The sequence below is a fragment of the Streptomyces microflavus genome, assembly GCF_014650075.1.
GTDB classification, from domain to species: Bacteria; Actinomycetota; Actinomycetes; order Streptomycetales; family Streptomycetaceae; genus Streptomyces; species Streptomyces microflavus.
This window is the reverse complement of the sequence record NZ_BMUG01000009.1, coordinates 96,202-116,285: the sequence shown is the minus strand read 5'-3', so window position 1 is coordinate 116,285 and position 20,084 is coordinate 96,202. Positions and strand designations below refer to the sequence as shown.

At 68.7% G+C, this 20,084-nt stretch carries 14 protein-coding genes; 11 read left to right on the top strand and 3 right to left on the bottom strand.

Going from position 1 to position 20,084, the window contains the following annotated elements:
• The first annotated feature begins 343 nt into the window (after positions 1–343).
• The 3 genes from IE264_RS25675 to IE264_RS25665 all read left to right on the top strand — a co-directional run bounded on the left by IE264_RS25675 (position 344) and on the right by IE264_RS25665 (position 3,711).
• Entirely contained in the window at positions 344–937 is a 594-nt protein-coding gene (locus tag IE264_RS25675; RefSeq protein WP_032757767.1) for a hypothetical protein, read from the top strand.
• 105 nt (positions 938–1,042) lie between these two features.
• Complete coding sequence (guaD, locus tag IE264_RS25670) at positions 1,043–2,368, top strand: guanine deaminase (RefSeq protein WP_032757768.1); 1,326 nt, start codon at positions 1,043–1,045, stop codon at positions 2,366–2,368.
• 17 nt (positions 2,369–2,385) lie between these two features.
• Entirely contained in the window at positions 2,386–3,711 is a 1,326-nt protein-coding gene (locus IE264_RS25665; RefSeq protein WP_032757771.1) for an MFS transporter, read from the top strand.
• A 58-nt stretch (positions 3,712–3,769) separates the two neighbouring features.
• On the opposite strand, the gene IE264_RS25660 is transcribed toward IE264_RS25665, so the two are convergent.
• Both IE264_RS25660 and IE264_RS25655 read right to left on the bottom strand, forming a co-directional pair.
• Positions 3,770–3,985, bottom strand: a complete 216-nt coding sequence (locus IE264_RS25660) for a DUF397 domain-containing protein (RefSeq protein WP_032757773.1) — start codon at positions 3,983–3,985, stop codon at positions 3,770–3,772.
• Positions 3,982–4,821, bottom strand: a complete 840-nt coding sequence (locus IE264_RS25655) for a helix-turn-helix domain-containing protein (RefSeq protein WP_032757985.1) — start codon at positions 4,819–4,821, stop codon at positions 3,982–3,984. The genes IE264_RS25660 and IE264_RS25655 overlap by 4 nt, the downstream gene beginning before the upstream one ends.
• A 93-nt stretch (positions 4,822–4,914) precedes the next feature.
• Between IE264_RS25655 and IE264_RS25650 the strand changes: the two genes are divergently transcribed.
• From IE264_RS25650 to IE264_RS25630, 5 genes are all read left to right on the top strand, one after another.
• Positions 4,915–5,184 carry a hypothetical protein gene (locus IE264_RS25650; RefSeq protein ID WP_015611107.1) on the top strand — a complete coding sequence of 90 codons (270 nt, stop codon included), beginning with the start codon at positions 4,915–4,917 and terminating at the stop codon, positions 5,182–5,184.
• A 55-nt stretch (positions 5,185–5,239) separates the two neighbouring features.
• Positions 5,240–5,665 carry a hypothetical protein gene (locus IE264_RS25645; RefSeq protein ID WP_032757774.1) on the top strand — a complete coding sequence of 142 codons (426 nt, stop codon included), beginning with the start codon at positions 5,240–5,242 and terminating at the stop codon, positions 5,663–5,665.
• Positions 5,666–5,727: 62 nt separating this feature from the next.
• A complete protein-coding gene (locus IE264_RS25640) occupies positions 5,728–6,180 on the top strand; it encodes a hypothetical protein (RefSeq protein WP_032757775.1) in 453 nt (150 codons plus the stop codon).
• A gap of 24 nt (positions 6,181–6,204) precedes the next feature.
• Positions 6,205–6,594, top strand: coding sequence for a hypothetical protein (locus IE264_RS25635; RefSeq protein ID WP_032757777.1), 390 nt, complete (start codon positions 6,205–6,207; stop codon positions 6,592–6,594).
• A gap of 112 nt (positions 6,595–6,706) precedes the next feature.
• The gene (locus IE264_RS25630; RefSeq protein ID WP_032757778.1) at positions 6,707–7,093 is read left to right on the top strand and encodes a PPE family protein; all 387 of its coding nucleotides are present in this window, start codon (positions 6,707–6,709) and stop codon (positions 7,091–7,093) included.
• A gap of 50 nt (positions 7,094–7,143) precedes the next feature.
• Here IE264_RS25630 and eno read toward each other — a convergent pair whose 3' ends face one another.
• Positions 7,144–8,448, bottom strand: coding sequence for a phosphopyruvate hydratase (gene eno, locus IE264_RS25625; RefSeq protein WP_032757779.1), 1,305 nt, complete (start codon positions 8,446–8,448; stop codon positions 7,144–7,146).
• Between the two features lie 194 nt (positions 8,449–8,642).
• Here eno and IE264_RS25620 point away from each other — a divergent pair, with 194 nt between their 5' ends.
• The 3 genes from IE264_RS25620 to IE264_RS25610 all read left to right on the top strand — a co-directional run bounded on the left by IE264_RS25620 (position 8,643) and on the right by IE264_RS25610 (position 20,075).
• A complete protein-coding gene (locus tag IE264_RS25620) occupies positions 8,643–9,065 on the top strand; it encodes a MarR family winged helix-turn-helix transcriptional regulator (protein ID WP_015611113.1) in 423 nt (140 codons plus the stop codon).
• Between the two features lie 265 nt (positions 9,066–9,330).
• Positions 9,331–12,918, top strand: a complete 3,588-nt coding sequence (locus IE264_RS25615) for a laminin G domain-containing protein (protein WP_032757780.1) — start codon at positions 9,331–9,333, stop codon at positions 12,916–12,918.
• Between the two features lie 128 nt (positions 12,919–13,046).
• On the top strand, positions 13,047–20,075 hold the full coding sequence (locus tag IE264_RS25610; RefSeq protein WP_229887757.1) for a polymorphic toxin-type HINT domain-containing protein: 7,029 nt from the start codon (positions 13,047–13,049) through the stop codon (positions 20,073–20,075).
• Positions 20,076–20,084: the final 9 nt, after the last annotated feature.

Sequence of the window (20,084 nt, the reverse complement as noted above, 5' to 3'; positions counted from 1 at the left end):
TGCAAGAGTTCCCGGTTGTGCGGGTGGCGCGGCCGCGGAGTGAAGCCGCAGGCTGTCCGGAACCTGCCAGTCGGGCAGTCAAAAGGCTTGGGCAGAAGGGGAGTTGAGAGTGAACCCCACCTCCGGTGCCTCGCGGATGCGAAGGCGGCCGGAGGGGCGCACCATGGGAGATGGCGGACTGTGTGCCCGTATCGCCGACCCGTCAGGGAGCGGCCGTGGAACGGCAATCCGGTTGCGTATTCATCCACATGACGGGCGTGACGTGAGCGTTGCCCGACAACATTCCTGGGTCGCGGCGAATACAGCAGGCCATCAGCCGCTGCGCGAAAGGAGACGAACGCACATGATCACGAATCGCGACGCGAACCATGTCCTGGCCCTCCAGGTGGGCGATTCGGCCGACTCGCCCCCGGAGATCCACACCGATGTGGCAGTGGAGGAGTGCATCGAGATCGTCGCGAAGGCCGACGAGGCCACGGCGGCGAAGATGAGGACCACCGAGGCGAGGTTCGCCGAGATCGAGAAGCTCGTCGGTGACCCCGACAAGGTCGTGGAGTTCTACGAGCTCCAGGCCGCCGGCGCCCGGCGGGACGAGGTCCTCACCCGCAAGCTGCAGAACATCCCGCACGAGGAGCAGCAGAAGCTCGTCGACGCGTGGCACCTCGTCGGCGACGTCGGATCGATGATCTGCTACCACGGCTACAGCTGGAGCGGCCGAGGTGTCTTCTTCACCGGTACGTGGCCCAACTTCAACTGGTTCCCGTACGACTGCAACGACGCGGCCTCCTCGGTGAAGGCATGGGGGCCCAACGTGCTGTGCGAGCACAGCTGGTACCGGGGCAGGCGCTTCTATGCCATCGGGACGTACCAGGAGTTCCGGGATCTGCGGGAGTTCGGCTTCGACAATCTCGCGAGCTCGTACGCACCGGTGGCGTAACCGGCCTGGCTCCGCCCCCGGACGGCCTAGCCCGAAATGCCGTAGCAGCCCCCGGGAGCGTGCACTGGGAACCGTCGTATGTGTTCCCAGGCACCGGAGGCGGCCATGTCCACGCACATATCAGCAGTCCGGGGCCCGCTCATCTGGTTCAGGGACGACCCGTTCCTGGTCGGCCGGGACGACGCCTTCGTCCACGAGAGCGACGGGCTGCTGATCTGCGAGGACGGGATCATCACCGCCGCGGGCGACTACAACGCTCTCCGCGATCGGCTGCCCGAGGGCGTGGAGCCCGTCCACTACCCGGACCACGTCATCACCGCCGGGTTCATCGACACCCACACCCACTACGTGCAGACCGGCATCATCGCCGCGTTCGGCTCCCAGCTCATCGACTGGCTCAACCGCTACACCTTCGTGGAGGAGCAGCGGTTCTCCGACGCCGACTACGCCCGCCAGGTCGCCTCGTCCTTCTGCGACGAACTCCTCCGCAACGGCACCACCACCGCCCTGACGTTCTGCGCGGTCTACCCCCAGTCGGTGGACGCGCTGTTCGAGGAGGCGTCCCGGCGCTCCATGCGGATCGCCGCCGGCAAGGTCCTCATGGACCGCAACGCCCCCGACGCCCTGCTCGACACCCCGCGCTCCGGCTACGAGGACTCCAAAGCCCTGCTGGAGCGGTGGCACGGCAAGGGCCGCAACCTGTACGCCATCACGCCCCGCTTCGCCCCCACGAGCACCCCCGAACAGCTGGAGGCGGCGGGCACCCTGTGGCGCGAGCACCCCGAGGCCCTCGTCCACACCCACGTGTCCGAGAACACCGGCGAGATCTCCTGGGTGCGCTCGCTCTTCCCCAGGCAGCAGGGCTACCTCGACGTCTACGACCACTTCGGTCTGCTCGGCCGGGGCGCGGTCCTGGCGCACGGCGTCCATCTGACCGGCCGGGAACGCGACCGCTGCGCCGAGACCGGCACCGCCGTCTCGCACTGCCCGACCTCCAACCTGTTCCTCGGCAGCGGCCTCTTCCACGTCCACGACGCGAAGGACCCCAAGCGCCCCATGTACGTCGGCCTCGGCACGGACATCGGCGCCGGCACCTCCTTCTCGCTGCTCGCCACGATGAACGAGGCCTACAAGGTCGCCGAGCTGAGCAACTATCCGCTCGACTCGGTCAAGGCCTTCTTCCTCGCCACCCTCGGCAGCGCCCAGGCCATGGGCATCGACGACAAGGTCGGCTCCCTCGAACCGGGCCACGAGGCGGACTTTGTCGTCCTGGACCCCAAGGCGACGCCCCTCCTCGCCCAGCGCACCTCCCGCGTCAGCGACATCGAGGAACTCCTCTTCGTCCTGGCCGTCATGGGGGACGACCGCGCCGTCCGTGCCACGTACGTCAACGGTGTCCTGGCCCACGACCGCGACCACGCGTCCGCCTGAACCGACAGGAGATCGTCATGGCGAGCACCGCCCAGGCCGCGACCGGCGGCGAGAACGACTACAAGAAGCACCCCGGCGCCCGGATCCTGCACGGCCCGCACAAGACCATCGGCGGGGTCGAGGCCTGGATGGTCTGGGGCCTGTGCACGGTGTTCGTGGTCTGGCTCTTCTCGATCCAGACCGGTTACGCGGTCGTCTCCCCGGAGATCCAGAAGACGGCCTCCCTCACCGTCGCCCAGATCGGCCTCGCCGGATCGATCTACACCTGGGCCTTCGCCCTCTGCCAGTTCTTCTCGGGCGCCCTGCTCGACCGTTTCGGCTCCCGCCCGCTGCTCGCCATCGCCGTCGCGTTCGTCACGGCGGGCGCGTTCCTCTACGCGCAGACCGACAGCATGGCCACGCTGATCGCCGCGCAGATCGTCCTGGCCATCGGCTCCTCCTTCGGCTTCGTCGGCGCCGGATACATCGGCGGGCAGTGGTTCCCCGCCGCGCGCTACGGCCTGATGTTCGGCCTGGTGCAGTCGCTCGCCTCGCTCGGCTCGGCCTTCGGCCAGCCCGCGATCTCCTGGCAGCTCCAGCACGTCACCTGGCAGCAGCTCCTCAACGGTTTCGGTGCCGGTGGTGTGGTGCTGATCGTGCTGTTCGTCCTCCTGGTACGGAACCCCTCGACCGGCCCCGCCCAGCTCGCCCAGGCCACCGCCCGGCCTTCCCGCCCCCCGCTGGTCTCCAGCATCCTCCGCGACCTCGGCACCTGCTTCCGTAACCGCAACGTCGTCCTCTCCGCCGCCCTGGCCGGAGTCTCGTTCGGCTCGATGCTCGCCATGGGCGTGCTGTGGGGCCCGCGCATCATGGAGGCGCGCGGCGCGGGGACCTCGCTGGCCGCCGTGCTGACCGCCATGTCCTGGCTCGGACTCGCGGTCGGAGCACCGCTGTTCAACCTGCTCTCCGACCACTGGAACAACCGCCGCATCCCCGCGGTCGTCGGTGTCCTGCTCCAGGCGGCGGCGGTCTCCCTGCTGATCTACCTGCCCAAGGAGACCAACAGCGTCTCCGTCGTCACGATGTTCTGCGTGGGCCTCTTCGCCGGTGCCCACATGCTCGGATTCACGGTGGCGGGGGAGTCCGTCCCCGGTGCGCTCGTCGGCAGCTCGGCGGCGATCGTCAACGGGATCTGCTTCATCGTCGGAGGTCTCCTCCAGGCCGTCCCCGGCAGGATCCTGCCCGACTCGCCCTCGCTGGGCGACTACGGCGGGGCCCTGCTGATGATGCCGATCCTGCTGGTCCTCGGAGCGCTGGCGGGCTTCTTCATCAAGGACACAGCGAAGGCGCGCGTGGACGCGTAGAGACGGCTCCGCCCCACCGCGCTGGGCGCGGTGGGGCGGGATGCGGCCGGTCGACGGGTCAGACGGTGCCGAAGTCTCCGGCCTTGACGCCTGCGACGAAGGAGGAGAACGCGGCGGCGCGGAGGTTCAGGGCCGGGCCGGTCGTGTTCTTCGAGTCGCGTACGGGGACGAGGCCGGTGGTGGTCGCGGTGTGCGGGGCCCACTCGACGCAGGTGCCGCCGTTGTCGCTGTAGGAGGACTTGACCCACTGCTGGGTCGTCGTTTCGGTCGTCACGGGGTGCCCTTTCGGTGCCGGTGGAACACGTCCACGGAGTCTGTCTGCGACAGAGACACGTTCTGCAACTGATGGTAGGCCCTCACCATCGGGATGACGGAGCCGAGTTCACGGTCCAAGTGCCCCTGCGTCTCGGACTCGACGTAGGAGACCACGGACCGGTCCTGGAGGGTCAGCAGGTTCACCGACCGGTTGAAGGGCCGACGCTCTCCGATGCTGTAGGGGGCGATCTGGAGCGTGGTGTGGGGCTGCGCGGCGAAGTCGATCAGATACTGCAACTGCGCCGCCATGACGTCCGGGCCGCCGACCGGCCGGAGGATGCAGCTCTCGTCCAGCACGGCGATCAGCACGGGCGGTACGTCCCGCAGCAGCGCGGCCTGACGCCCCATGAGGAACGAGACGCGTTCATCGGCCTGTTCACGGGTGATGACCCCGCGGTCGACCGCTCCGTCGGCCAGCGCCTGCGCGTACTCCCGCGTCTGCAACAGACCAGGAATGACGCCCACCTCGAACAGCCTGATCTCCGCCGCCCGGCCTTCCAGCGCCACGTACTCCGGGAAGCCCTGCAACAGCACCCCGTGCTTGATCTTCCGCCACTCGCGCTCGAACGACTCCGTCGATCCCACGAACCCCAGTGCGACATCAACGGCGATCGAGAACTTGCGAGTTGGGGATTTATGACAAGTTTCCACCCCGGAGACATGGCGTCCGGTGTATCCGATCCGCCCGGCGAGGTCGTCCTGCCGCCAGCCACGCTCCTCGCGCGCACTGCGTAGACGTGCGCCGTAGGCCGCTTCCAGGCTGGCGTCCGGGTTCAAATCCTTGAGGTTTACCAACGTTCTCTCCACCCCTGAAACGTTGAAGGCGATTCCACGCTAGGCCACGCTGAGCCACCCCGGTAGTCATTCAGCTACGGAGAGGAACTATCGGTGTACGGCGAGAACGCGCGTCCGAATACCCAGGAGCCTCCTGGCCTCCCGGAACCCCCCGCCCCCGGCACCCTCGTGGTCGACACCAGCCGCGCCGACCGCGTGGGGGAGTTCCGGGGGGTGGCGGGCCCGCACTGGTCCCTGCGCCCGGTGGGCGGCGGGCGCGAGTGGGAGGCCGAGCCCCGCCACGTACGCCCTGCGCTGCTGATAGAGCAACTGCGGGCGCGCACCGCACGCCTCAACGCCCGAAGCCGGGGGGAAGTGCTGTGAGGGCACCCGGCCCACCAACCCCTCCGTCCTGCCAACGGGTTCGGGGGCGGTCCGCATGAGGGACCTGGATTACGTCGCGGCCGTCACCGCGACCGGCGGCGGGCGCACGGTCTGGCTCGGCGGGATCGCCGTACCCCATCGCCGGCTCGTCCTCCGGTGGCTCCGCAGGCAGGCCCTGCGGCTGGCGGACGGCCACGGGCGGCACCTGCCGCCCGGCTCGCCGTGGCTCCGGGCGCGGGACGTCCGCCCGGTCACCTTCCACGGCTCCGACGCCCCGGAAGGGCTGCGGGCGTGGGCCGGGGACGAGGGGCGGCAGGACGAGGCCATATGCGCCCTGGAGTCCGGGCACCCGGCCCTGCTCACGGTGGTCGACCCCGCCGTCGGGCTGCGGGTCACCCTGGCCGGGTGGTCGGTCGGGTGGCCCGTTGGGTGGCCGGGCGGGCGGCCGGTTGGGTCCGCCCACCAGCCGCCCCCGTACTGAACCGGAGACCGTGGCCGAGGGCTTCGTACCGCCCCGGCACCGCAGGGAAGAGATCTGACGCCGTGCTGCAGTGCACCGCCGTAACCGCTGTTCCGTACTACGAAGCGCTCCTGGCGCTCGCCACCATGGAAGGCGGTCCCGAGCACCCGCCCGAGTTCCTCGCCCCGGACGAGTTCCTGCTCTGCGAGCTGGGCGAGCACGACGATGCGGTCGAGCACGCCGCGCATGTGTGGGCGGCCCAGACGGTGGAGGACCGGGACCTGTGGCTGTTCTGGGCGGGGACCGGCGCCCACCGCGTCCACCGGCTCGACGTGGTGCGGCTGTGCCCCGCCGTACTCCGCGACCTGGTCACGCGGACCGTCACCCTGTGCGCGTATTTCGACCACCATCCCGGCCCGCACTCGTTCTCCGTGACCGACCCGCTCGGCGAACTGATCACCGAGCGCGCCGACCCCGACACGGACACAGACACAGACGCAGATACCGATTCCGATTCCGATACCGACGAGCCCTGACGGCAACCGGAGGTTTTCCGCCCCATGAACCAGTGCACTGCCGTGGCCCTCTTACCGCCCCCGGATCACGTCGTCCGGCTTGCAGCCCCCGGGCACCTGCCCGAGGCCGGGTACGTCCTGTGCGAACTCGGCGACGACCACGAAGAGGACCACGCGAGCTTGCTGTGGGACGACGACGCGAACCGCGAGGGCATCTGGGTGCGGTGGAACGAGACCGGGGCCAGGCTGGCGGGGCTGGCCTGGTGCCCCGCGATCGACGCGCGGAGCGAGGACGCGTGCGGGCTGTTCGCCGGGCACCCCTCCGCGCACGACTGGGACGTCCTGGACCCCACGCTCGAAGCGGTGGCGGCGGTCGTCGACGGGTGGCCGCCGGACCCTGCGGCACCCCGGCCCGACCCGCTGGACGGGGCGTAGGGGACCACTCGCGCCGGTGAGCGTACGGCGGCGTCAGGCGGTCATCCCCGGATCCGCCCCGGCTGCGTGCTAGGGATAGCAGCAAGATTCCCTAAATAGGAGGTATGCCACGATGCGCACCACCCTTATCCGTGTGACAGTGGCCCTCGGTGCCGCGGCCGCTCTGGCCATCTGCGGCGCCGGTTCGGCCAGTGCCGACAGTGTGGGCAGCTCCGGCATCGGCAACTCGGGCGTCGGGAACTCGGGCGCCTTCAACGACGGCATCGGCAACGCGGGCATCGCCAACTGGGGTATCGGCAACGCCGGTATCGAGAACCACGGCGTCGGCAACGCCGGTATTGCCAACTGGGGCCTGGGCAACGCGGGCATCGCCAACTGGGGCGTCGGCAACGCCGGTATCGAGAACGGCGGGCTGGGCAACGCCGGTCTCGGCAACACGGGCCTCGGCAGCTCCGGCATCGGGAACTCGGGCATCGGCAGCTCGGGCATCGGCAACTGATCCACGCAGAAGGGGGCCGGGAGCGCGAAGCTCCCGACCCCCTGGTCACTTCAGCCGGCCGCTCCAGGGGCGGCCGGCCGGCGGCGCAGCACGAGCGACCCCGCGTACCGGGCGCTGTCCCCCAGCTCCTCCTCGATACGGATGAGCTGGTTGTACTTGGCGGTGCGGTCGGAGCGGGACAGTGAGCCGGTCTTGATCTGGCCGCAGCCCGTGGCCACCGCGAGGTCCGCGATGGTCGTGTCCTCGGTCTCTCCCGACCTGTGCGACATGACGACGGTGTAGCCGGCCCGGTGAGCGGTGCCGACCGTCGCCAGGGCCTCGGTCAGGGTGCCGATCTGGTTGACCTTCACCAGGACCGAGTTGGCGACGCCGGAGCCGATGCCCTCGCGAAGGATGGTCTCGTTCGTGCAGAACACGTCGTCGCCGGTGAGCTGGCACCGTGAACCGACCCGTGCGGTCAGCTCCCGCCATCCCGGCAGGTCGTCCTCGGCCATGGGGTCCTCGATCGACACGATGGGGTAGGCGTCGATCAACTTGACCAGGTAGTCGACCTGTTCGGCGGGGGAGCGGCGTACGCCCTCCCCGGTGTAGTCGTAGACGCCGTCGCGGAAGAACTCGGACGTGGCGGGGTCCATGACCAGGCCGATGTCCGTGCCCGGCCGGTAGCCGGCGCGCTCGACGGCGGCCACCACGAAGTCGAGGGCCTCCTCGGCGGTGCGGAGGGCGGGCGCGAAGCCGCCCTCGTCGCCGACGCCCGTGGAGTGCCCGGCGGCGAGGAGGTCGCGGCGCAGGGTGTGGAAGACCTCCGACCCCATCCGTACGGCCTCGGCGAAGGTCTCCGCGCCGATCGGGGCGATCATGAACTCCTGGAAGTCCAGGGGATTGTCGGCGTGCGCGCCCCCGTTGATGATGTTCATCATCGGCACGGGCAGCAGCCGGGCGTCGGAGCCGCCGAGGTAGCGGTAGAGCGGCAGGCGGTGGGCGGCGGCCGCGGCCTTGGCGGTGGCCAGGGAGACCCCGAGGACCGCGTTGGCGCCGAGCCGGGACTTGGTGGCGGTGCCGTCCGTGGAGACGAGGACGGCGTCGAGGCCGGCCTGGTCCTCGGCCTCGCGCCCGGTGACGGCGGCGGCCAGCTCCGTATTCACGTTGCGTACGGCCTGGTCGACGCCCTTGCCGTGCCAGCGGGCGGGGTCGCCGTCGCGGAGTTCGACGGCTTCGCGGGCGCCGGTGGAGGCCCCGGAGGGGACTGCGGCCCGGCCGATGGATCCGTCGGCCAGCTCCACATCCACTTCGACGGTGGGGTTGCCCCTGCTGTCTAGGACGGTGCGGCCGGTGACGGAGGTGATGGCGGTCATGGGATGCCCTCCCGTTGTCGCATGTGTCGCATGCGTTCCGCCGGGTTCGGCTGCGGCGACGGTGGCGCTGGACCCGGCTCCGTAGACTCTACAGCAGTGCTGTTCAGTTGTGCTGTTTAGCTTGGCTGTGCAGTTGCGCTGTACAGTTGAGCTGCGCAGTTCTGTCGCGCGACTGCATCGCGTTAAAATTTGGTATGTCCCTTCCGGAATCCACCGCCATCGCGGCCGAACTGCGCACCGCGATGGGCAAGCTCACGCGCCGCGTGAAGCTCGAGGACCAGATGCCGCTCGGCCAGGTGGCCGTCCTCGGCGCCCTGGACCGCAGCGGTGCGATGACCACCAGCGAACTGGCGGCCGACCAGCGGGTGCGCCCGCAGTCCATGGCCCGGGCCGTCGGCCTGCTCATGGACCAGGGCCTGATCACCCGCCGCGCACACCCGACCGACGGCCGCAAGAGCCTGGTCGAACTCTCCACCGCCGGGCAGGCGCTGCTGGAGGAGGAGCGGGGGCGCAGGACGGACTGGCTCGCGCGCGCGATCGAGTCGGAACTGACTCCGGAGGAGCGGGAGTTGCTGGGGCGTGGGATCGGTCTGGTGGAGAGGCTCGCGGCGCACTAGGCGTCCCCGTGTGAAGATCTGGACCGCCGAAGAAGGCCAAAAGGCCACTTAGTGCGAGACGTTCCACGATGTTGATCACAAAATAGTCACGGAATCTTCGCTTCCTAGCCGAGGATCGTAACGTGCCCTTCGTATGTGACGGATCTTGTTCAGATTTTGTCCAGCGTGGGGGATGGGTATGGCGCGGGTACACAGAAGCGACGGTTCGAGAGGTAGACGCAGGGCACTTCTCAGTTCGTGTGTCGCTGCCGCCGTGGTGCTGTCCATGGCGCCGGCGGTGGGCTCCGCCCCGGCTGCTTCGGCGGCTGCCGCCGAGGATCCTGCGCCACTGACGGAGGCTCAGCGAGCTCTGGCGAGCGCGAAGGACTCCGGTGAGCAGGTCGAGGTCGCCGGTGAGCGGTCGGAGCGGACGACGGTCTATGCCAACCCGGACGGCTTCACCTTCACGTTGGAGGAGTCCGTGGTTCCGGTGCGTGTCGCCAAGTCCGGCGGAGGGTGGCAGGCGCCCGACCCCACGCTGAAGCGGAATCCCGACGGTACGGTCGCGCCGAAGGCGGCAGCCGTGGAGATGGAGTTCTCCGCAGGCGGGGCCGACAGTCCCCTGGTCAGGATCGAGGAGCGCGGCCGGTCCCTCGAACTGGGCTGGCCCGGCACTCTGCCCGCGCCGGAGCTGGACGGGGCGAGTGCGCTGTACCGGGACGTCAAGGATGGCGTCGACCTCAAGGTGACCGCCTCGACCGAGGGCTTCCGGCACGTCCTGATCGTCAAGACCCCCCAGGCCGCGGCGCGGTCGGACCTCAAGCAGATCGACTACTCCCTGAAGGCCGACGGGCTGAAGATCGTCAAGGGGGAGGCCGGCAACCTCACCGCAGTGGACGCGGACGGCAAGCGGGTCTTCCGCGCTCCGCCGGCGCAGATGTGGGACTCGGCGGGAGCTGCCCAGGCACCGCAGACCCCGACGCGCGCCGGTGCGGCAGCGGCCACGGCTCCGCGCATCGCCGAAAGCGGCGCGGGAGCAGCCGCGGGAGTCGAGCCGCTGGCCGGCGACACGGTGAAGACCATGGATGTGAAGATCACCTCGGGCTCACTGGGTGTGGTGCCGGACCTCGACATGCTCACCGGCACGGAGGCCGCGCACTTTCCGCTGTACATCGACCCGACGGTCACCTGGGGCGAGGCGGAGCGGACCCTGCTGCGGTCTGACGGCTACGAGTCCTACGGGTGGGGCAACGGCGACGACAACCTCGGCAAGGGCGCCGGCAAGTGCGGCTCCTGGTCGGGCTACTACTGCGGTCCCGGGTATGTGCAGCGGCTCTATTTCGAGTTCTCACCCGCCAGCCTGAAGGGCAAGAACGTTCTGGACGCCACCTTCCGGGTGACGGAGCCCTGGGCCTTCCAGTGCAGTCCTCGCTGGGTGGACCTGGTCCGTACGAACAACATCTCCTCCTCGACCACCTGGTCCTCCCGTCCCAAGGAACTGGACCTCATGGGCGACAGGAACGTGTCCGCGGGACGTGGGTCCCTGTGCGACCCGGACTCGCCCGACGCGCCGATCGAGTTCAGGGACAACCCGGAGGAGACCAACGAGAACCTCACCCCGACGGTCCGTGACTTCGCGGCGGGCAAGTTCTCCAGGCTGACCCTGCAGATAAGGGCGCACGACGAGGGCGACACATCGGCGTGGAAGCGGTTCCGCAACGATGCCGTGCTCGCGGTCAAGTACGTCGCCCTGCCCGCGCTGCCCACCGAGGTGGGCCTGGTCACGGGGTCGGGCCATGTCTGCTCGACCAACTCCGCCTCCCCGACCGTGGTGAGCGACCCGACGCCCCTGGCCACCGGCAAGCCGAAGACCGCGGCGGGCGGTGAGTCCGGCGCCAACCTGCGGATCCGGTGGCGTACGGACAAGTGGAACGGCTCGGCGTGGGCGACGGCGCACACCGATCTCGACGGGCCCACCTCCGGCTATGTGGGCAACCTGGTGAAACAGTCCAGGAGCCTGCCCGCTCTGCAGGAAGGCGTGCAGTACCGGTTGAAGGCGCTCACGATGTCGTACTTCGAGGGCGGTACCAACCGGCTCAACACCGGCTACACCACGCCGTGTTACTTCAAGGTGGATCCGACGGCCCCCAAGGCCCCGAAGATCACCTTCGGGACCCCGTACAAGGAGTGCACGCCCAACGACTGCATCACGGCCGGAGGACCGGGTGTGGCCGGAAAGTTCACCTTCGCTCCGGCCACCGGAGACACCAACAACGTCGCCTACCAGTACCGGCTGAGTCTCACGGACGGCTGGCTGGCCGCCGGCTCCGGCTCGACCGTGACGCGTGACATCGTCCCCGCGAGGTCGGGAACGCACCGGCTCTACGTCCAGGCCAAGGACAACGTGGGCCGATGGGGCGCCGAGAGCGTGGTCGACTTCCTCGTCGCCGCGGGCGAGGGACCGGTGAGCCGCTGGCACTTCGGTGAGGCGAGCGGCGTGGCAGTCGACTCGGCGACCGTGGGGGGAGCTCCCCGCCGCGACGCGACACTGGCCGCCGGTGCCGTACGCGACGACCGCGGGCGACGTGGAGTGATCACCCATGACGCGGCAGGGGCCCCGCTGGCGCAGCCGCTGACCGACCGAGGGCTCCTGCTGAACGGGACCGGCGCGCACGCGGCCACGAGCGGCCCCGTGCTGGAGACCCGGTCCGGCTACTCCTTCTCGACATGGGTGCGGCTGGACAGCAAGGACACCACCAGTGTGGTCCTGTCACAGGACGGAGCACAGTACAGCCCCTTCGTCCTGAGCTACGAGAAGCCCTACGACACCTGGTACTTCGGAGTGAAGGAGAAGGACCAGAACACGGGAGAGGCCTACTGGGGCCGTAAGGCGGAAACGCCTGCCCAGCTCGGGGTCTGGACACATGTGGCGGGCACCTACGACCCGAATCTGAGCACCTTGAAGCTGTACGTGAACGGCCGTCTGGAGGGCACCAACACCACCGTCGTGGGCTCCTGGTCGTCCACCGGGAACATGCAGTTCGGCCGCTACAAGTGGGCGGGTCAGTACGGTCTCCCGTTCAAGGGCAGCATCGACGAGGTCGCTGTCTGGCAGCGGGTGCTTTCTGCGGCGGAGATCGCCTCCGAGGCCCGTCTGCTGACTTCGGAGGCCTTCGCGGGCGCGGAGCTGGTGGCTGGATGGTCCCCGGCCGGCGCTTCGGGCAGCACGATCGCCGACACGACGTCCGGCTACGGGAGGACGCTGACGCTGTCCGGAGGAGCGGCGGTCGAGGGCGAAGAGATCGTCCTGGACGGTGTGGACGACGCGGCAGCGGTCGCGGGTCCGCTCGTCGACGACACGGGCTCCTTCACCGTCACCGCCCTGGCGGCTCTGGATGCGGAGAAGCTCGCGTCCAAGAGCGTGGGATACACCGGCCAAGTCGTCGGGCAGCGAACGGCGGACGGCTCGGCGTGGGGCTTCTGGTACCAGCTGACGGGACACGAGACCGTTCTGGATGAGGAGACCTTCGAGGAACGCACTGTGCCGGTCGGCGTGTGGCACTTCGGCCGTCTGAACGCCGACGGGACGTTCTCCTCGGTCGTGTCCGACGAGGTGGCCGCGTTGGACGGCATGGTCCGTCTGACCGGAACGCACGATGCCCAGTCGGGAACGATCAGCCTCTATCTGGGACACAACCAGAACGGTGAGGACCGGGCGTTCTCGGCCAAGCTCGGCTCGGGTGACTTCGCCATTGGCAAGGGCTTCACGGCGGGCGGCTGGAAGCACTACCTGCCGGCCCGGATCGCGGAAGTCCGGCTCTGGGCAGGAGCGATGGCCAGTTCCGAGCAGGTCGGGACCATCGTGGGCGACTGACGGAGCAGAGCGCGCGGGCAGCGGCGGTATGCGGCCGCTGCCCGCGCCGGGCCGGGATCGGCCGAAGCGGTACCTCCAGTGGATCAACCATTTCCCGACGGGGTGGGGCGGAACTAATGGTGTTTGGCATGGGCGCAACAAGCAACTGGATGGCCGCTGCGCGACGGAGGCGTAGACGAATCCTGGTCCACGCGCTGGCTCTGGCGCTCATCGCCCCGGTCGGCACGGTGTCGGTGGCGCAAGCCGCGGATACCGCAGGGGGGCTGGGGCGTACGGCCCTTCCCGATCAGCGGGTGAGCAAGGTCAAGGCCGTCGACTCCCTGGGCGCGAAGCGGGCCCGGGACCGGGTGGCCAAGGACAAGAAGGCCAACGCCGAGCAGGCCCGGAGTGCCGTGGCCGAGCAGCGGAGCGCCTGGCCCGGACGGGGCACGGCGACGGTGAGGTTCAGCGGCGGCAAGGCGGGCAGAGCCGCGCCGGGTGGTCTCCCGGTCACCGTCGGTGCCAAGCCCGGGAAGAGTGCGAAGCCCGGGACGCTCGCGCAGCGGACGGAGGCGAAGGCCTCCGCGGCCCGGATCACGGTCCTGGACCGGGATGCCGCGAAGAGGGCGGGCCTCACCGGCGTACTGCTGACCGCCGAGACGGACTCTCCCGGGCCGGCCGACATCACTGTCGACTACTCGGGCTTCGCCTCGAAGGTGGGCGGCGGCTGGGCCCAGCGCCTGCGACTGGTGTCGCTGCCGTCGTGCGTCCTGACAACACCCGAGAAGGACGCCTGCCGCAAGCAGACTCCCCTGAAGTCGGCCAACGACGTCCGTGAGCAGTCCGTCTCGGCCCAGGTGGCACTGGCCGGAAGCACGGACGGTCCCTCGGCGCAGCTGGGCGCCGGTACCCCGGGCACGACCGTCCTGGCGGTCGCCGCCGGAGCGGGTTCGGGCGAGTCGCCGTCAGGCACCGGCAACTACTCGGCGACGCAGCTTTCGGAGTCCTCGTCGTGGCAGGCCGGCGGCAGTTCCGGTTCGTTCGCATGGTCCTACGGCTTCACGCTTCCGTCCCCCGCCGCGGGCCCGGTCCCGTCGCTCTCCCTCTCGTACGACTCGGGAAGTATCGACGGCCGCACAGCGACCACGAACAACCAGGGCAGCGCGGTCGGTGAGGGCTTCTCCCTCACCGAGTCATACATCGAGCGGGCCTACGGCTCGTGCGACGACGACGGTCATGACGAAGTCTTCGACCAGTGCTGGAAGTACGACAACGCAAGGCTGGTTCTGAACGGCAAGTCCTCCCGCCTGGTGAAGGACACCGGCACCGGAACGTGGCGGCTGGAGGGCGACGACGCATCGAAGGTCGTCCGCTCCACCGGTGCGGACAACAAGGACGACAACGGCGAGTACTGGACCGTCATCACCGGGGACGGCACCCGGTACGCCTTCGGCCTGGACAAACTCGACGGCGCCACCGACCAGCGCACCAACTCCACCTGGACCGCCCCGGTCTTCGGCGACGACTCCGGAGAACCGGGCTACGCGGAGGGCAGCACCTTCGCGGCCCGGTCGCTGACGCAGGCGTGGCGCTGGAATCTCGACTATGTCGAGGACGTCCACGGCAACGCCTCCACCTACTGGTATGCGAAGGAGTCGAACTACTACAAGAAGAACAAGTCGGAGACCGCCAACGCCTCCTACGTGCGGGGCGGTTACCTCCAGGAGATCAAGTACGGCCTGCGCAAGGGCGCACTGTTCACCGACGACGCCGATGCCAAGGTCACGTTCAGCCACGCCGAGCGGTGCACCGTATCGGACTGCGCGTCGCTGACTGAGGCGACCTCCGACAACTGGCCCGACGTGCCCTTCGACGCGATCTGCTCCAGCGGGGACGACGAATGCCTGTCCTCGTCCCCGTCGTTCTTCTCCCGCAAGCGGGTGACCGGTGTGGACACCTTCTCGTGGTCGGCCGCGACGCGCACGTATCAGCCCGTGGACTCCTGGGTTCTGACCCAGAAGTATCTGGACGGCGGCGACATCGGTGACACCAGCGACCATGTCCTGACGCTCCAGTCCCTCAAGCGGACCGGCAAGGCCGGCACAGCGATCGGGCTGAACCCGATCTCGTTCACGTACCAGATGCGCCCCAACCGGGTCGACGCGACGGACGACATCCTGCCGCTCACCCGGCCGCGCGTCTCCACGGTCACCTCGGAGACCGGCGCGATCACCACGGTCACCCTCTCCGCACCCGAGTGCGTGCGCAGCCAGGTCATCGGCGCCGCGGAGGACACCAACACCCGCAACTGCTACCCGCAGTACTGGAACATCAACGGCGCCGAGAACGCGTCGGTGGACTGGTTCCACAAGTACCGTGTCCTCGCCGTGACGGTGTCCGACCCCGCAGGGCAGAACGACACGGTCGAGCACGCCTACCAGTACGCCGGTGCGGCCTGGCACCACAGCGACGATCCGTTCACACCGGCGGCGGAGCGGACCTGGTCCGGGTGGCGTGGATACCGTCAGGTGACGGTGTACTCCGGAGCGGCGGACACCACCCGTTCGAGGACCGTCTCCCTCTATATGCAGGGCATGGACGGGGACAAGAAGAAGGACGGGACCACCCGCAGCGTCAACATCGCCCCGCTGGCCTCTCCCGCGCTCGGCCTCGCGGCGGTCCCGGACAGTGACCAGTACGCCGGGTTCCTGCGCCAGCAGGTCACCTACGACGGTGCGACCGCTGTCAGCGCGACCAGCGACGAGCCGTGGTCGAAGGAGACCGCCCGCCAGTCGGACGTGCCCGGGGCCGGGGACCACGTGGCACGGTTCATGCGGACGAAGGCCTCCACCACGCACACCTATCTGACGGTCCCCAAGACCTGGCGGGCCCGAACCGTCACGACCACCCACGACGACTACGGCATGCCGTCGAAGGTGGAGGACCGCGGCGACAACGCGAAGAGCGGCGACGAGACCTGCAAGGTCACCTGGTACGCCCGCGACGATGCCGCCGGACTGACGGCCTTCGCCTCCCGGACCCGGGCGGTCGGCAGGGCCTGCAGTGTCGCCGACAGCGGGCTCGACCTGCCGGCGGACTCCACGCGCCGCGGCGATGTGCTTTCCGACACCGCTGTCGCCTACGACGGCGCGACCACCTGGTCGGCGGCGATGAAACCGACCAAGGGCCTGGTGAGATGGACCGGGCGGGCGCAGAGCTACGGGGCCGCAGGGGCGGTGACCTGGCAGAAGACATCCACCGCCACCTATGACACCCTCGGCCGCCCGCTGTCCGAGGTCAACGCCGCCGGCAAGTCCACCAGCACCGCCTACACCCCCACCGCGGCGGGCCCGCTGACCAAGATCGTCGCGACCGACCCCAAGGGACACAGCACGGTCGCCTTCCTGGATGCGCGGCGAGGACAGCGGGAACGTGTCTACGACGAGAACCTGAAGAAGACCGAACTCGCCTACGACGCCCTCGGCCGGGTGACCGGCGTATGGATGCCCAACCGCGTCCGTGGCACCCAGAGCCCCAGCAGCACGTTCGCCTACCACGTCAGCAGCACCGAGCAGTCCTGGGTGTCGACCTCCACGCTGAAGAAGGACGGCACCACCTACAGCACCAGCTACACGATCGTCGATTCGCTGCTGCGTCCGCTGCAGACCCAGACACCGGCCCCGCACGGCGGGCGGTTGCTGACCGACACCCGCTACGACTCCCGTGGCCTGGCGTACGAGACGTATGCCGACATCTTCGACAACACCGCGACGCCGAACGGTACCTACACCCGGGCCGAATACGGTGAGGCACCCACCCAGACCGAGACCGTCTTCGACGGCGCGGGACGCTCCACGAAGAGCACGCTGTACGTGTTCGGTGTCGAGAAGTGGTCCACGGCCGCCGGCTACACGGGCGACTCCACCGCAACGACCGCCGCCCAGGGGGGAACCGCGACCCGGAGCATCACCGACGCACTCGGGGCGGTCACCGAGACACGTGAGTACGCGGGCCCGGACCCGGCCGATGCCGGATTCGGCTCCGGACTCGGCACCTCCTACGCCTCCACGAAGTTCAACCACACACTGGACGGCAAGCCGACGTCGCTGACGGGCCCGGACAATGCCCGGTGGATCTACGACTACGACCTGTTCGGCCGCCAGACCTTCGTGGACGACCCGGACAAGGGCGAGGCGACGACCGGCTACAACGCTCTCGACCAGGTCGTCGAGAGCACCGATCAGCGCGGAAAGTCCGTTCTGACGGAGTACGACGACCTCGGCCGGCCGCTCGGCACCTGGTCCGGTACGAAGACCGACGCCACCCAACTCACCGCGTACACCTACGACAGTCTGCTCAAGGGCAAGCCCGACTCCTCCATCCGCTACACAGGTGGCAAGAACGGCCCGGCGTACACGAAGAGCGTCACCGAGTACGACGTCCTCGGGCGGCCGGTCGCATCCACGCTCCAGCTCCCGGCCGGCGACCCGTTCGTGCAGGCCGGAGCGCCGGCCACGCTGGCGTACACCAGCTACTTCAACATCGACGGTTCCTTGCAGAACAGCAAGGAACCGGCCCTGGGCGGCCTGCCGGCGGAGACCGTCGGATACGGCTACGACAGCGTCGGCAACGTCACCTCGATCGGTGGCTCGACCGGATACCTGCTGGACGTCGACTACTCCGCGCTCAGCCAGCCGCAACAGCTGGTTCTCGGCACCACCAACAGTGAAGACAGCAAGAAGAGCTACATCACCAACACGTACGAGCAGGGCACCGGCCGGCTGACCCGCAGCCACGTCACGACCCAGTCCCACCCGTACATGCTGCAGGACCTCAACTACGCCTTCGACCCGGCCGGGAACGTCACCTCCATCACCGACCCGACCACCCTGGGCGGCACGTCGTCGGCGGAGACGCAGTGCTTCGCGTACGACGGCAACCGCCGCCTGGCCGAAGCCTGGACACCCGGTTCCCAGAACTGCTCGACCCCCCGCAGCGCCACGAACCTGTCCGGGCCGGCCCCGTACTGGAACAGCTACACCTACAACCTCGCCGGTCAACGCACGAAGGAAGCGGTTCACCGGACCAGCGGCACCACCTCGACCACGTACTGCTACGAGGGCGACCAGCCCCACACCCTCACCGGCACCAGCACCACGGCCAACTGCACCGCGCCCGAACGCGGCTACGTCTACGACGTCACGGGCAACACCACCGAGCGCCCGGGCAAGGCCGGAAAGCAGGACCTCCTCTGGTCCGATGAAGGCAGGCTCACCAAACTCACCGAATCCGGCAAGTCCACCGACTACGTCTACGCTGCAGACGGCACCCTCCTCATCCGCGCCACCCAGGGCGGCGAGAGGGTCCTCTACGCCGGAGCCACAGAGCTTCACCTCAGGGCCAACGGCACCACCTGGGCACAGCGCACCTACGCCGCGGGCGATCTGACCGTCGCCGTCCGTTCCAACGAGAGCGGCGCCAACAAGCTCACCTATCTCGCCGGCGACCGCCACGGCACCCAGAGCCTGGCCGTCTCCGCCGACAGCAGCCAGTCCTTCAGCAAGCGGTACACGAGCCCCTTCGGCGCCGAACGGGGCACACCCACCGGGGCCCCCTGGCCGAACGACAAGGGCTTCCTGGGCAAGACCGACGACAGGACCACCGGCCTCACCCACGTCGGCGCCCGTCAGTACGACCCGGCCATCGGCCAGTTCATCAGCGTCGATCCGGTACTCAGTCCCGGCCAGCCCCAGTCCCTCAACGGTTACGCCTACGCCAACAACACCCCCGTCACCTCCAGCGACGCCTCCGGCCTGTGGTGCGACAGCTGCAACGACGGTGCTGGATGGACCCGCCCCGACGGCGGAACCAAGGGCGATCCCGAGGGCGGCAAGAACTCCGACGGCTCCGTACGCGGCACCCCGCACGGGGGCGGTGGCAGTGCTGGGGGTCGCGGTGCTGGTGGCGGGGGTGCCGGAGGAGGCGGTGGCACGTCCGGCAGCTACACATCACCTTCCGGTACAGGACAGCAGCCTGTCGTCCATGGCGTCCCCTTGCCTACCCAGGATGAAATGCGGGCGATGCCTTACGCGTGGCCGGGCGACTCGTACGAAGAGCTCACCCAGAAATGGGCGAAGCACAAGTGCTTCGGCGCCGGGTGGGAAGACAACACAGCCTTCTGCAACGCCGCCGACGCCGTGGGCCTCCTGGAAGTCGGCAATGACCCCTGGGGAGTCCAGGCACACATCAACTGCATCACCGGAAAGGGCGACTGCGTAGAGGCACTGGTGTCCGATGCCATCGCACTGATCACGTGGGGACTCGGTCGCGCAGTCGCAGGTGTAGGGGCCAGAGCAGCCGCTTCGGGAACCGCCGCCGGCGCAGCGGACGGGGCACTGGCGAAGCTGCTCTCCAGTTGCAAGTGCTTCCTCGCCGGCGTCGAAGTCCTGATGGCCGACGGATCCGCCAAAGCCATCGAGGACGTCGAAGTCGGGGACGAAGTACTCGCCACCGACCCCGAAACCGGAGAGGCGGGCCCCAGGAAAGTCACCCGCCTCATCAGGACCGAGGACGACAAGCACTTCAACACCCTCTCCATCGCCACCGAAGACGGCATCGAAGAACTCACCGCGACACACGAGCACCCCTTCTGGTCTCCATCCGAAGACGACTGGGTCGCGGCACGTGACCTCGCACCGGGGATGACCCTGCTGACCGACGCCGGCGACACGGTGGTCGTCACTGGCAACAAGGACTTCAGGAAGCGGGCACGTACGTACAACCTCACCGTGGATGACCTTCACACGTACTATGTGCTGGCGGGGCAGACTCCGGTTCTGGTTCACAACAGCAACTGCGGAATTGGTCGGAAGCTGATCGGTGACGAGAGGGCGGATCACATCCTTGATGGTCACAGGTACCCCGGGGCGCCGGGCAAGGACGCTTTCCCGGAGGGGTGGTCTGATGACCAGATTTTGGATGCTGTTGCTGACGTGGTGACGAGTCCAAATAGTCAGAGGACCTGGTACCAGGGATCTGCTGTGCATGCCGAGAGAACCCTGAAGACCAGGAAAGGCCAACCTGCGGTTCAGAATGTGATCGGGTCGGTGGGAGGGGTGAGAATGCTGGTGCGTTACGAACCTCTTACTGGGAAGGTGCTCACGGCGTTTCCGCACTGAAAAAATGGT

Bases quoted from the DNA above. Each gene is read 5' to 3' on its own strand.
- IE264_RS25675 (WP_032757767.1), top strand. From the start codon at position 344: ATGATCACGAATCGCGACGCGAACCATGTCCTGGCCCTCCAGGTGGGC.
- guaD (WP_032757768.1), top strand. From the start codon at position 1,043: ATGTCCACGCACATATCAGCAGTCCGGGGCCCGCTCATCTGGTTCAGG.
- IE264_RS25665 (WP_032757771.1), top strand. From the start codon at position 2,386: ATGGCGAGCACCGCCCAGGCCGCGACCGGCGGCGAGAACGACTACAAG.
- IE264_RS25645 (WP_032757774.1), top strand. From the start codon at position 5,240: ATGAGGGACCTGGATTACGTCGCGGCCGTCACCGCGACCGGCGGCGGG.
- IE264_RS25635 (WP_032757777.1), top strand. From the start codon at position 6,205: ATGAACCAGTGCACTGCCGTGGCCCTCTTACCGCCCCCGGATCACGTC.
- IE264_RS25630 (WP_032757778.1), top strand. From the start codon at position 6,707: ATGCGCACCACCCTTATCCGTGTGACAGTGGCCCTCGGTGCCGCGGCC.
- eno (WP_032757779.1), bottom strand. From the start codon at position 8,448: ATGACCGCCATCACCTCCGTCACCGGCCGCACCGTCCTAGACAGCAGG.
- IE264_RS25620 (WP_015611113.1), top strand. From the start codon at position 8,643: ATGTCCCTTCCGGAATCCACCGCCATCGCGGCCGAACTGCGCACCGCG.
- IE264_RS25615 (WP_032757780.1), top strand. From the start codon at position 9,331: ATGGCGCCGGCGGTGGGCTCCGCCCCGGCTGCTTCGGCGGCTGCCGCC.
- IE264_RS25610 (WP_229887757.1), top strand. From the start codon at position 13,047: ATGGGCGCAACAAGCAACTGGATGGCCGCTGCGCGACGGAGGCGTAGA.